Origin of the sequence: Asticcacaulis endophyticus, from assembly GCF_014652575.1 — a bacterium.
Classification (GTDB): domain Bacteria; phylum Pseudomonadota; class Alphaproteobacteria; order Caulobacterales; family Caulobacteraceae; genus Asticcacaulis; species Asticcacaulis endophyticus.
The window spans coordinates 486,642-501,358 of sequence record NZ_BMZB01000002.1 but is presented as its reverse complement, the minus strand read 5'-3'; the positions used below and the strand labels follow the sequence as shown (position 1 = coordinate 501,358).

Sequence of the window (14,717 nt, the reverse complement as noted above, 5' to 3'; positions counted from 1 at the left end):
CTTACCTTACTAATTTTAGGCACTTCCGTCCGGCATACCGGAACGGACACCCACATAATGATACAAAATATAAAAATGTGAGACCGGCCCGTAAGGTAATTGGTCTCCGCGAGGCAACAAAAAGGACCCAACCGTGCCGAATCTTTCGCGCCGACACCTGATGATGACGGCCGCCGCGGCGGTCAGCGCCCCCCTGCTCAGCGCGCCTGCCCATGCCGTCGACACACGAATCGACCGCCAGCGTCTGGTTCAGCGTCACAATCCGATTCTGACGGCAGTCGATCCTCATGCCCCCCTGATGCTGGGCAACGGCAATACCGGCTTTACCGCCGACATCACCGGCCTTCAGACCTTCACCGAGCCCTACAGTAAAATCGCGCCCCTGCTGACCGAAGCCCAATGGGCCTGGCACAGCCTTCCTAATCCTAACGGCTACACCGTCGCGGACACTCAAGTCCCGATCGAGGTGAATGGCCACACCCGCCGCTATGGCTACATTAAGAACTGGGCCGAAGCGGCAACCAATCCGGCCATGGCCTACATCCGCGAAAACCCGCACCGCTTTTCGCTGGGGCGGGTGTCGCTCGATCTGCGCGCCAGGGACGGCACGCCTGCAAAATTCGCGGATATAAAAGACACACATCAGACGCTGGATCTATGGACCGGCACCCTGACCAGCCGGTTTATATACGATGGCGAGGCCGTCACGGTTGTGACCCGCGTCCTGGCCGATCAGGATGCGGTCATGGCTGAGGTCACCTCGGTTTTGGTGGCACAGGGCCGATTGGGCGTGACGGTACGCTTTCCCGGTGTATCGAAATCGCTCAATCCCGACCCGTCGGACTGGACGAACGCGGATGGCCACACTACGACTGAAGTTTCGCGTGCGCCCGGCAATGTCCGCCTGAAGCGCCAGATCGATGATACGGTCTATTACAGCCGCATCCATGCTCCCGGTGCGTCCGTCGAAAAAGCCGAAGCCCATACCTACCGCGCCACGTCAAAAGCCAACACCCTGACGGTCACGGCGCTGTTTGCCAATAGCGAAGTCCTCGATCTGCCCCGTCCGACTGAGGCTAAGGCGGCCGTTGAGCGTCACTGGCGCGACTACTGGTCAAACGGCGGCATGGTCGAGCTGGCGGGCAGCACCGATCCGCGCGCGACCGAACTGGAACGCCGGATTATCCTGTCGCAATATCTGATGGCCGTGAATGCTGCAGGGGCCTTCCCGCCGCAGGAAGAAGGGCTGTTTTCCAATAGCTGGAACGGTAAGTCGCACCTTGAGATGCATCCCTGGCATTCGGCGCACTTTGCCCTGTGGGGCCGGCCGCAGTTGCTGGAGAAAAGTCTCGGCTGGTATGTCAGCTTCCTGCCCAAGGCCCGCACCCGCGCCAAGGAACAGGGTGTCAAAGGCGCGTGGTGGCCGAAGATGATCGGGCCGGACGGTGCCGACAGCCCGTCCAAGGTTTCGCCCTTCATCCTGTGGCAGCAGCCGCACCCGATCTATATGTCAGAACTTCTGTACCGTGCGGGCGACAACGCGCGGGTGCTGAAAACCTATGGCCAACTGGTCGAAGACAGTGCTGATCTGCTGGCCTCGATCATGGTACTGGATAAAACATCCGGCCACTATCGCCTCGGTCCGCCGATCATTCCGGTACAGGAAAACTTCCCGCCGCTGACCACCTTCAATCCGATGTTTGAACTGGCCTATTTCCGTTGGGGGATCGAGACGGCCCAAAGCTGGCGGGAACGAACGGGTAAGCCGCGCCGCGCCGATTGGGACGCCGTGCTGTCCAAATGGCCCGACCTGCCGCAAAAGGATGGGCTTTATCTGCCGGTCGGCTCAGAACCCGGCTTTTGGGATAAGGCGGCGGGGACGTGTAAATCGAACGCCGTCGATGAGACGTGTCAGAACCGAGACCACATGTCGTTTCTGATGCCGCTCGGCTGGCTGCCCGGACGCGATGTCGATAAGCCGACCATGCGCCGAACCCTCGACCGGATGACCCGCGACTGGGATCTGCGTCAGACCTGGGGCTGGGACTATCCGATGATGGCCATGACTGCCACGCGGTTGGGGGCACCGGATGAGGCCATAGACTGGCTGTTTTTTGACGTCAAAAATAACAAATTTGGCACAAGTGGCATGACCCCGCGTGTGCATCTGGATGCCCATGCCGCCGCGTTCGTGCCGACCGCGACGGGTGCCGGCGTTCAAACCAACGCTGGCCTTGACGGCCATGGCTATCAGCGGGCGGCGGAAACCTATTTCCCGTCAAATGGCGGGCTGCTGCTGGCGATTGCCCTGATGGCCGGCGGTTGGGATGGGCAGACCGGCCATGCCCCCGGCTTCCCCAAAGACTGGAAAGTCAAGGTCGAAGGTATCTGCCCGTCTCTGTAATTCGCGTCAATTATAAAAAAACTCCAGAGGAAATGCCAAAATGCCCCGTAACCTGCGATCGACCGCCGCCCTGTGGTGCCTGCTGCTGGCCGCCCCGGCCTTAAGCTACAGCCCGCCGGTTTTGGCGCAGTCGGCGGTGCCGTCGGCGACGCGCGGCCTGACGCCGAACCTTGAGGGGCAACTGGCGACCCCGATGCGCTACCGGCCAGAGGGCAGTGATTTCGTCATCCGCAACGGCGCTGAATATTTCAACCGCGCGCTTTATGGCGGCCATAGCGCCTTTCGCGTCGATGCCGGCGATAAGCCGGAGTTCTCGCTCTATCTGCCCGGACGCGGCGGCAATGTCCGCTTAGGTGTGCGCACATCGGCGGGGGTGAAATGGTTCAATGATGCCGCGGAGATCGAAACCCGCTACCGCCCCGGTGAGATGCTTTATACCATCCGTGATCCTCTGCTTGGGGCGAAGGGCCGGATTGAGCTTGAGGTCGTCGCCTATCATGAGGTTGAGGGCCTGTCGGTACGCGCGACCGGTCATGGCCTGCCCAAGGGTGCGGAACTGGTGTTTGTGTTTGGGGGCGGCAACGGCGTGCGCGGTAAACGCGACGGCGACATCGGCACTGAAAACGTCCCGATCAGCGAATATTTCCAGTTCAAGCCGGAATATGCCGCCGACACCCGCTACGGACTGACGAAGCAGGGCTTTACCGCCGATGGCAAAAATGCGGGGCTAACCGGCACAGTCTCTGCCCCCGTTACAATCCGACTGGCTGATGCCGCGCAGTGGGGCGATCCGTCCGCCCTTTTGGCCTCCTCCGCCGACGCCCCCACCAAGGTCGTGGTCGGCCACCTGAAACTGACCGAAAAGCCGGTGTTCCTGACGGTGCAGGTCACCCGCAAAGGGGCCGCGCCTGAACTGGGCGACTACCGCAATGTGACGGCGGGCAATACCGGCACGGCTGCCAATACCGTCACCGCCATCACGCCCTTTACGGCCAAAGACCTCGCCGCCCAGTTCAATCTGACTCGCCGCCATTTTGAGGCTTTGCGTAATCGCGTCCGCACGCAAACGCCTGATCCGCACCTTGATGCCGCTATGGGCGCGCTAAATGTCGCCGCCGATGCCCTGTGGGACGTTAATGACACCGGCGGCGGCATCACCCACGGCGCAATCGCCTGGCGCGCACGGCTGTTGGGCTGGCGTGGGCCCTATGCGCTCGATGCCCTGGGCTGGCACGACCGGGCGCGCCAGAACCTGAATCTGTGGACGCGCAAGCAGAATATTCAGGCCATCCCGGATCATGTCGCCCCCGCCGAAGAGGCCACCAATCTGGCCCGCAATCCGGTCGGGCTGCACACCAATGGCGACCTGTCCAACACCCATTATGATATGAACATCGGCTTTTTCGACGCCATGTTCCGCCATATTCTGTGGACGGGCGACCTTGAGTACGCCCGCGAAGTCTGGCCCGCGTTAGAGCGCCATCTGGCGTGGGAGCAGCGCCTGTTCCGCCGTGAGTTTGGCCCAAAGAACGGAACTGAAAAATTGCCGCTCTATGAAGCCTATGCCGCCATCTGGGCCTCAGATGATGTGCAATATAGCGGCGGCGGGGTCGCCTACACGACCGCCTACAACCTCTATCACAACCGCATGGCCGCCCGTCTCGCCCGCCTGATCGGCAAAGACCCCGCCCCCTATGAGGCCGAGGCCACCCTGATCGCCAAAGCCATGAAAACCCACCTGTGGATGGAGGATCGCGGCGCGTTTGGTGAATATAAAGACTATCTGGGCCAGCAGATGCTGCACCCCAGTTACGGCGTGTGGAGCTTCTATCACACTATGGATTCCGGCGTGCCCGATGCCTTTGAGGCGGCGCGCATGGCCGCCGATATTGAGCGCAGTTTCAAGCCCCTGCCCGTCACCGGTGCGAATGTCCCGAACGACCGGCCTTACCGGATGCTGCCCAGCACCGACTGGATGCCCTATAGCTGGTCGATCAACAATGTCGTCATGGGCGAAAACCTCCACACCGCGCTGGGGCTATGGCAGGCCGGGCGGGCCGATACGGCCTATGAGATCACCCGCGGCGGCATATTAGCCAGTTTCTTCATGGGCATCGCGCCCGGCAATGTCGGCAGCCTGAACTACCTCGATGTCTATCGCCGCGAGAGCCAGCGCGACTTTGCCGATGGGGCCGGTGTCATGTCGCGCACCGTGGTCGAAGGCCTGTTTGGCGTCAAGCCCGATGCCTTAAGCCGCACATTGACGCTCACCCCCGGTTTTCCGGCCGAATGGGATCATGCCCGCCTGACCCACCCGAACCTGACGTTCGGGTTTAAGCGCGAAGGACAGATTGAGACGTGGCAGGTCAGCCAGACCGGAAAAACTTTTGAAAGCATGGTTCTCGATATCCCTGCCCGCCGGGATGCCTTGGAGGCGGTCACCGTCAACGGCCAGCCGGTTCAGTGGACACCTCTCAAAAGCGTCGGCACGCCGAAACTGCGCATCGAAAACCCGCTGGGCGGGCATGCCGAAATACGCATAGTTTGGTCGGGTCAAGCCATAGACAGCACCAAAGCCACCACGTTTGCGGCCACGGCACCTTTCAGCGGGAAGCGTCAGGGGACGTTTGAATGGTACGCACTCGATGCCAAACCTACGCCACCCGCCACCTGTCCGGTCAAGGCCCCGGTCTGGGCGGACGGCACGGCGGCGGTTGAGCCGGTCGATATCAGCGCGGCCTTCAATGATAAGGTCACGGCGATCTTTACGCCGGGTAAGTACCGCAGCCCGCGCTCACCGTTCGTGTCGCTGGCCATGCCTGCCCAGGGCATTGGGGCATGGGCCGGTCACGTCAACGCCACCGCCAACATTGATGATGGGGCTTTGCGCGCAGCGGGCGGGCAGATCACGCCGGTCAAAGGGTTAAACTTCAAAACGCCGGCGGGTGAGGGCAACAACATTGCCTTTGCGTCCCTATGGGACAACTACCCTGATGAAGTCAGCGTCAAGCTGAACGGCAAAGCCAAACGCGCCTATCTGCTGATGGCCGGATCGACCAACCATATGCAAAGCCGGATCACCAACGGCATGGTCACCGTCACCTATACGGACGGCACGACGGCGACACTGACGCTGCGCAACCCCGATAACTGGTGGCCGATTGAGCGCGACTACTTCATCGACGACTACCAGTTCCGCCTGTGCGGCGAAGCCCCCGTCCGGGTCGATCTGAAAACGGGTAAGGTCTGGGTGCCGGGCGCGGATTCAAAAGGCCGCAAGGATCGCGAAAAGATAGACGGCGGGGCGGCTAATGTGTTGGCGCTCGATCTCGATCCGTCGAAAACCCTCAAAAACCTGAGCGTGCGCGCCGTCGCCAATGAGGTGGTCATCGGCCTGATGGGAGTCAGTCTGGAAAGATAGCGCATCATCGTTTCAATATTCGCATATAGTTTCAATTATAGGAACGAAAAGCTCATTGCGGGGCAGATTCAAAGCAGATTCGGCGCCACAATTAAACCACACGCCATCCCAAAACCTGCCTCACCCACCTCTTGAGATAAGAAATAACATCATCACAACGAAGCATATTTAATCATACAAATCATAGGATTCGTGCCGATTTATTTCAAATAGACATTTATAAAAAGGCAGCCAAATCACTAATAAAAACATTTGCAGAAAATCCGTCGAAATCGAGCATTTTCGTTTACAGCCGCTCAGACCTAACGTATCGTTTTTGAAATAATAATCCGATAATAGGGACGGAAATGAAACTGGGTAGATGGTCGGGCGCAATCCCGGTAATCGGAATGGCGTTTGCAGCGCACGCCACGGCGGCGGTCATCGGGATCAATACCCCGGCGCCCGAGGTCAGTGTGACGCGCCTAGGTGAAGTGACTGAGGCGGACCGTGCGGCGTGGAGCGCCTATATTCTGAAGTCCGAGCAAAAGATGGCCTTTGATCGCGCCACTCTGGCCGCCGAACTTCAAGCAGGCGAAGTGGCTCCGCCCCCACCCACCGCCGGTAGTGGCAAGATGGCACTCAATAAAGATGCCGCCTGGTATGCCACCTCTGAGGCCCGCGCCATGGCCGATACGATTGTCAGTTTTCAAACCCCGTCCGGCGGCTGGAGCAAAAATCAGGACCGCACCAAACCGCCGCGTCTCAAAGGCCAGCGCTATAGTAATAATGCCGAGACCATGACGGTCGGCACCGGTAGCTTTGATGAGCCACGTGATCGCTTCTGGACCTTCGTGGGTTCTCTCGATAACGACGCCACCACAACCGAAATGCGCTTTTTGGGTAAGGTTCAGGCGCAATTGCCGGGTGCCGAGGGTGATGTCTATCGTGCCAGCATTATCAAAGGCGTGAATTATCTTTTGATGGCTCAGTATCCCAATGGCGGCTGGCCGCAGAATTACCCGCTGGAAGGCGGGTTCCATGACGGCATCACCTTTAATGATAACGCGGTGGCCAAGGCCGCTGATATTTTAGAAGATGTGGCCGAAGGCCATGCCGATTTCGCCTTTGTGCCCGCTGATCTGCGTCAGAAAGCAGGGGTCGCCAGCGCGCGCGCCGTCAAGATCATTCTGGACTCGCAGGTGGTGGTGAACGGCAAAAAGACCGTCTGGCCGCAGCAGGTCGATGCCCTGACCTTAAAGCCCATATCTGCGCGTAACTATGAGCCACGCTCCCTGGCCAGCGCGGAAAGCAGCGATGTCCTGCTGTTTCTGATGCGCCAATCCAACCCCTCGCCCGAACTCAAAGCGGCGGTGCATACCGGCGTTCAGTGGCTGAAAGATCACGCGATTTATGATGTCGCTTTTACCTCGGTCAGCCCCGAAGAGGGCCGCAAGTTGATCGCCAAATCCGGCGCCGGACCGATCTGGTCGCGCAATTACGATATCAAAACCGGTAAGCCGATCTTTGGCGACTGGAGCAAGTTCATCCACAACGATGTCAACGAAATCTCTAAGGGCCGCCGCAATGGCTATTCCTGGTACGACAACAGCCCGCAAAAAGCCATTGACGCCTATCCGGCATGGAAGGCCGCGCACCCGTAATGGCCCCCTTCGTGCGACGCCTTTTCCTGAAGATGACCGGCGCTACGGTGGCCGCGACGGGCTGTGGCCTGAGCGTGCCAGCACTCGCCGCCGATGGTGATGACATTGCCATTGACGCCCCGAAGGGCCTGACCGACGCGGTTATCCACGCCTCAGCCTACGGTGCCAAAGGCGATGGCATCACCAATGATGCCGCCGCTTTGCAACGGGCTATTGACGCCACCGCAACAGCTCATGGCACTCTGGTGCTGAAACCCGGTATCTATCTGACCGGATCGTTGTTTCTGAAATCCGGCATGGCGCTGCGGCTTGATAAGGGCGTGACCCTGATCGGCGCGCAGGACATTGCGGCCTATCCTGATATGCCGACCCGCATTGCCGGGATTGAGTTGTCGTGGCCGTCGGCCCTGCTCAATGTTTATGGCCAAAGCGATATCAAAATTTACGGCGAAGGCACCATCGACGGCAATGGCAAGGTGTTCTGGGAACGCTTCAATTCGATCCGTTATGATTACGAAGCCCGTGGCCTGCGCTGGGCGGCGGATTATGACGCCAAGCGCCCGCGCCTGATCCAGATCTATGATTCTGAGCGCATCGAACTGGGCGGCGGCCTGATGCTGACCCGCTCCGGCTTCTGGACGGTGCAGGTTGTCTATTCCAACAACGTCAAGGTTTCCGGCATCATCGTGCGCAACAATGTTGACGGTAAGGGCCCGTCGACTGATGGCGTGGACATCGATTCCTCCCACACGGTTTTGGTCGAAAACGCCGACATCGACGCCAACGACGACGCCCTGTGCCTTAAGGCCGGACGTGACGCCGATGGTTTGAGGGTCAACCGACCAACCGAGAATGTCGTCATCCGCAATTCGACGGTACGCACTGCCTATGCAGGCATCACGTTTGGTTCTGAAACGTCGGGCGGCATCCGCAACGTCAGGGTCTATGGCCTTAAGGTCGTCGGGCCGGTCAGGTACGGGGTCCTGTTTAAATCGGCGGCTACGCGCGGTGGCGGGGCCTCGGACATTCACATCCGCGACATTGATGTGCAACAAGCCGAAACTGGCATCCGCATCAATCTGAACTGGTTTCCGGCCTATTCCTACGCAAAAATTCCGGACGGGCTGACCGATTACCCATCCTACTGGACGACGCTGACGACGCAGGTGCCCAAGGATAAGGGCCTGCCGGAGGTTCACGACATCCACATCAGCCGCGTCAGGGCGCGTGGGCTGAAAACCGCCATCGAGCTTGAAGCCTATGCCGGGGCACCGCTCAGGAACATTCACTTTGAGGGGCTTGATCTGGAGGCCGCGCAGTTCGGCACCATCCGTCACGCCCGCAACGTGCATTTCGCACGTAACCGCATCACGACCAATGGGGGAAAAGTCATCACGGAGAATGCCGACAACATTACGGGCATCAACTGACGGCCCGTTTGCCGCCGAATGACACCGGTGGCGCAGACTACAGAACTTAAATCAAACGACCCGCCTCAAAGGCATGGGTCAAAAAAAGGGGTTAAGGAAACCATGAAACACAAGGATTTGAAATATTTACTGGGCGCGTCGACGCTGGCGCTGACGATTGCTATCGGTGGCGGCGCATCGGCGCAAACACCTGCCGCAGCCCCGGAAGCCACCGCGACTGATGACGTTCAGGAAGTTATCGTCGTCGGCGCCCGTAGAGCTGAACAATCGGCCATCAACCGCAAAAAACGCGCCGCGACCACTCAGGACTCCATTGTCGCTGATGACGTCGGCAACTTCCCGGACAAGAACGTAGGTGAAGCCATCGCCCGCATCGCCGGTGTGGCCCTCGACGTCACCGATTCTGGCGATACCGGCGGCTTTACGATCCGCGGTCAGGCCGCCGATCTTATCCGCATCGAAGTTGACGGCATGTCCATGCTGCCGACCGACTCGCAAAACGGCCGCTCTGTGACCGGATTGGGCGATATGTCGTCCGACCTGATCAAGAGCGTGGACGTCATCAAGGGCCAGACCGCTGACATGCGTTCCGGCGGCGTGGGCGGCACGGTCAAGATCGAGCAGCGTAACGGTCTGGATTTCGCCAAGCCGCTGTATAAGCTTAATGTTCAGTACCAAAAAAATACGCTGGATGGCCGCTGGTCGCCGCGCATCAACACCATCTTTACACGTAAGTTCCTGGATGGCCGTCTGGGTGTTTTGTTTAACGCCACCTATGATGATCAGCGCACCTCGACCGATTTCAACAGCGTGTCGGACAAGCAGGTTGGCTACCAACCCTTTGGCGATCACGACAATTCGCCGGAAAAATCCTTCACCACGCCATATGACCCGGTTGCCGCAGCCATTACGACCAAGGCCGGTTGTGCCGCCCTGCCCACCACCGGTATCAACAGCCGCCTGAACTGCTATGCGCAATGGGAAGACTTTACGCCGTCCCTGCCGCGTATGCGTCGCGAAAACCGCCGCGATACCCGCACCTCGTTCCAGTTGCGCGCTGACTACCGCGTAAACGACGACCTGACCATTTTTGCCTCATATAACCCGAATATCCGCAAGCAGGATTTTCAGGCCTATAACCTGCAGATCGTGGCCCCGACCGGATCGACCAACGCCTCCGGCGTTTTGTCCACCAATATGCGTAACGTCGTGGTCAATGAAAACCACTACGTCACGCAATACGATCTGATCAGAGGCAATGGCAGTTCAACCCTGAGCTACGACAGCCAGGTTCGTGACATTCAGCGTACGAATGAGCAGCATTATTCGCAACTCGGTGCCGATTTCAAACACGATCAATGGGTCGCCAAGGCCCGTATCCAATACGGTTTTGCCAAGGGTGAACGCGAAGACGATGCCTTTAAGATCATCGCCTCCATTCCTCAAGCGCGCTTCTATATGATCCCGGAAAATGGCCTTTGGACCTTCGAAGTGCCGAACTTCGACCTGGACAATCCTGCGTCGTACTACCCGACCGCACCTGACAACCGTGCCGCGGCCCTGGGTGGCATACGGCCCGGCGTGTTCCAAAATCCCGGCACAACGGCACGTCTTGAATACACACCTCAAGCAGATAAGAACAAAGAGTGGAACTATCAGCTTGATGTGACCCGCAGCTTCGATAATTTCGGGCCTCTGAAGTCCATTAAGTTCGGTGGATCGCATACCAATCGTGAAAACCTGACATGGCGTGAAGGTGGCTTCCTGATTGCGCCGGGTGTGACCATGTCACGCGCCAGAAGCCTTGACTATGTCAAGTTCTGCGACCCGACCGTCACAAATGCCAACTGTCAGTTCGGTTCCACCACCATCAATACGATTGCCACCAGTCAGGATCGACTGGAAAAAGAACATATGCTGACACGAGCTCAGTATGAAGAGCTCATCAACAACAGTCTGATCACCTTGCCCGGCGCCAACTATTTTGACGGCATGCCCGATCGCGGCAGCCTGATAGATTCATGGAAAGCGTTTGATTTCGATGATTTCTACGGCACTTTGAGCAAGTATGCTGATCTCAGCGCGCACAATCTTGATTGCCTGTACGAATGTATCGCTTCAGACGGCAAAACCTATACGCGCCCCAGCTACTCGACCACTGAACTGACCACGTCAGCCTACCTCATGGGTGATTTTGAAACCCGCCTGTTTGGTATGGATGTAATGGGTAACCTCGGCGTCCGCTATCAGAAGATCAAGGTTGAGGCGGCCCCTTCGGTTAACTTCCAGACAACCACGCTTGATCCTGCAGACGTTGCCGCGATCCGTGCCGGTGCTGTGGGTGTCGACCCGACGGTCACCACACTGGTGTCTCGCCGGACAACGGAAATTTCCCGCGAATCCGAAGACTTCCTACCGAGCTTCAACCTGGCGATCTGGCCGATCGAAGATCAATTGGTGGTGCGCTATGCCACGGCGAAACAACGCGCCCGTCCAAGCATGACTCAACTTACCGGTACGGCCGCCGCCACCTGTAACTTCATCAGCGCGGCAGACCAAGCGACCCTGGAAGAACTGGGCGTAGCCTTCCCCGGCTACTGGAATGACGCTGATGCTGACGTTGAGAGCGAACCTGTCAATGAAAAAAGATGCTCAGGTCGTATCGGCAACCCGGAGCTTAAAGGCTATGAGGCCACCACCCAGAACCTGTCGCTGGAATGGTATCCGAACCGCGATACACAGGTAAGCCTTGGCACCTACTCAATCGACGTCAAAACCGGGCGGCCAGATGATGATGTTGTGCTTCCTGAGTATGAACTGGAAGGCAACACCTATATCGCCCCCACCTATCGGGATGGCGATGGCGGCCTGAAACAAACCGGCATCGAAGTGGCAGCCCGTACCGCCTTTACGTTCCTGCCCAGCGTCCTGAGATACACCGGCGCAGGCTTTAACTACTCGACGACGGAAAACAACGCCAGCTTCACACGTGTAGATCCGCTGACCAGCAAACCTCTGCCGCCAGAAAAGCAGTCGAGCTACTACTACAACATCAACTTCTGGTATGATGATGGCCGTATCAATGCCCGTATCGCCTATCAGGAACGTGACTTCTATTACGACCGTATAGATGCCTCCGAAGGCACTAACCGCGTACCTACCGAAGCGGTCCAAACCGCTAACGGCATAGACCTGCCGCCTTATGGCGGGGCGACCAGCTACTTCAAGACGGTTACCCCCGTCTATAAGAATGGCTCAAAGTCTCTGGATGGCCGCGCCTCTTATAAGGTCAACAAGAACCTTGAGTTCTTCATCGAAGGCAAGAACCTGCTGGATGATACCGTCACCCGCTATGCGCCGGACGAACTGCGTGAAATTGGCGGAGGTACCCCATACGTCTTCGATACTCTGTACTCCGGTCGCCGTTACTATGTGGGTGTAACCACGACCTTCTGATTTTAAGCGTTCATCTCCTGGCCCTGTCCGGCCCTGATAACTTCAGGGTCGGACCTTTTTTCCTCAGAGAGACTTGCGTTAAGATCGACCTGTTTGTTTGCTTAAAGGATTACGTCTCATGAATGTGCGCACGATTATGTTGTCAACCGTCTGCGGACTGTCTGTGGCCATGATCGGTGGTATCCCCGCCTATGCGCAAACGTCTGCCCCGGCTCAGGTGGCTGGTATTGAGGCCAGTTGGCTTAAAGCCCCCGCCCGGCCCAATCTCAATTTTTCATCAGACAGCATACCGTCGCGCCAATCGGTTCTGAGCGCCCTTGATTATGTCGCCGCCTCCCAGATCGCCGATATGAGCCGCCGCCCGATCCAGTTATCGACCGGCTCGAACCTGTCGGAAATTTCGTCCAACTGGGTGGCCGCCACCTTTTACGTTGGTGCCGCCCGTCTGGCGCGCGAGTCCGAAAACAAAGACATTCTGCGGTTTCTGACCGCCACCGCCGAACACTACAACTACGCCTTTCGCGGCGCGCGGGCCGAGCGACTGCTGCTCAATGCCGACGATGTGGCAATCGGTGATCTCTATCAGGAAATCTATGCCCGCCGTGGCCAGCAGGGCGTGATCATGCCCCTGCAGCAGCGTCTGGATTACATGGTCCCGCACCTTAACCGCGTTCAGGAGACGGAGAGCCTGATCTGGTGGTGGTGCGATGCGCTTTACATGGCCCCGCCCGTTCTGGCGCGCCAGACGGCGCTGACCGGTGATCCGAAATATTTGCGCGCTATGGATAAGGAATGGCGGCGCACGGCCCAGCGCCTGTGGGTCGAAAGTGACCGCCTGTTCCTGCGGGATGAGCGCTTTAATGACGAACACCACAAAGGCGGGGGCGGCCAGCCGATCTACTGGTCGCGCGGCAATGGCTGGGTGATGGGCGGGCTGGCGCGCACGCTGGAATCCATGCCGGCGGATTTTGAGGGTCGTGAGTTCTACGTCACCACCTTCACCAAGATGGCAGGTCGTATCAAAGAACTGCAACGTAGCGACGGCCTGTGGGCGACCGATCTCAACGATCCGAAGTCCTTCCCCGAAGCCGAAACGTCAGGCTCTGCCTTCTTTGTCTATGCCCTGGCCTGGGGGATCAATCACGGTCTGCTCGACCGCGCAACCTATCAACCGGCGGTGCTTAAGGGGTGGACGGCGCTTAACCGCCATGTCCTGCCGAACGGTCTGATCGGCGCGGCGCAAAAGACCGGCGACCGTCCTGTGCCGACCAAGGCCGAGGATGTCGGCCCATACGCCACCGGCGCTTACCTTTTGGCCGGGATCGAGATCATGAATTTGGGCGGCCCCGCGCAATCCCTGCCCGAAGCCGAACCGGCCCGTGATGATGAAGCCACGATCCTTGCCACCACGCCGCAACCGATTGCGCCGGTGACGGTCATTGGAGACGAAGAGAAAAAGCGCCGCGATGCCGAAATGCGCGCGACCCGCGCCCTCGCCTACGATCCGGCGACCTTGAAACGGCCCGCCGCCGTCGAAAAACTGACCCCGCCCGCCGATCAGACGCCGCGCGCCGTCGCCCGCTTTGCGCCGGATCGGTTTGATGATCTGCTGTGGGAAAACGATAAGGTCGCCCACCGCATCTATGGCCCCGCTCTGCAGGCCCGCGAAGCCCCGTCAGGCTCCGGCATTGATGTCTGGGCCAAGCGCGTGCGCTACCCCTATATGGATCGTCAGCTTAAGTTCCCGAACTACCACGTCGATCGCGGCGAAGGCCTGGATTACTACGATGTCGGGCGTGGCCGCGGCGCCGGGGGCCTTGGCATCTGGTATGACAATAAGCTGTGGACTTCGCGTAATTTCAGCACATATGAGATCCTGAAAACCGGCGCCGATGAAGCCAAATTCAAGGTCGATTATCGCCCGTGGCCGGTCGATATGGCCCGTAAGGTTTGGGAGACACGGACGTTTTCGCTACCGCTGGGGTCGAACTTCACGCGCATGACCTCGACCCTTTCGTCCGACTCCAAAGCCCCTCTGATCGTCGCCATCGGCATCACCAAACGCAAGGGCGATGCGGGCAACGGCGTTGTCACCAAAGACGCCAAGTCAGGAACTTTAAGCTTCTGGGAACCAGCCAGCGTTAACGGCACTATCGGAATCACTATCGCCGCCGATCCGGCCATGGTCGCAGGCTTTGCTGAGGACGCCGAAAACTACCTGATCCTGCTGCGGGTCACTCCGGGCCAGCCCTTTACCTACTACATGGGCTCGGCCTGGGACGGCGGGCTGGATTTCAAATCGCGTGAGGCATGGGACGCTTTCGTAAGTGCCCAAAAATTCTCATTCGCGCACGTTAAGTAAG

General features: G+C 58.7%; 6 protein-coding genes. All 6 read left to right on the top strand.

The window, feature by feature from the left end; translation table 11 throughout:
- Positions 1–133: 133 nt before the first annotated feature.
- Positions 134–2,404 carry a hypothetical protein gene (locus IE102_RS10690; RefSeq protein ID WP_189486469.1) on the top strand — a complete coding sequence of 757 codons (2,271 nt, stop codon included), beginning with the start codon at positions 134–136 and terminating at the stop codon, positions 2,402–2,404.
- Between the two features lie 40 nt (positions 2,405–2,444).
- On the top strand, positions 2,445–5,825 hold the full coding sequence (locus IE102_RS10685) for a DUF4450 domain-containing protein (RefSeq protein WP_189486468.1): 3,381 nt from the start codon (positions 2,445–2,447) through the stop codon (positions 5,823–5,825).
- 347 nt (positions 5,826–6,172) lie between these two features.
- Positions 6,173–7,468 (top strand): pectate lyase, encoded by a 1,296-nt coding sequence (gene pelA / locus IE102_RS10680; protein WP_189486467.1) that lies wholly within the window; start codon positions 6,173–6,175, stop codon positions 7,466–7,468.
- Positions 7,469–7,479: 11 nt separating this feature from the next.
- Entirely contained in the window at positions 7,480–8,898 is a 1,419-nt protein-coding gene (locus IE102_RS10675; protein WP_229807702.1) for a glycoside hydrolase family 28 protein, read from the top strand.
- A gap of 102 nt (positions 8,899–9,000) precedes the next feature.
- The gene (locus IE102_RS10670; RefSeq protein WP_189486466.1) at positions 9,001–12,354 is read left to right on the top strand and encodes a TonB-dependent receptor; all 3,354 of its coding nucleotides are present in this window, start codon (positions 9,001–9,003) and stop codon (positions 12,352–12,354) included.
- Positions 12,355–12,472: 118 nt separating this feature from the next.
- Positions 12,473–14,716 carry a glycoside hydrolase family 88 protein gene (locus IE102_RS10665; protein WP_189486465.1) on the top strand — a complete coding sequence of 748 codons (2,244 nt, stop codon included), beginning with the start codon at positions 12,473–12,475 and terminating at the stop codon, positions 14,714–14,716.
- Position 14,717 lies beyond the last annotated feature (1 nt).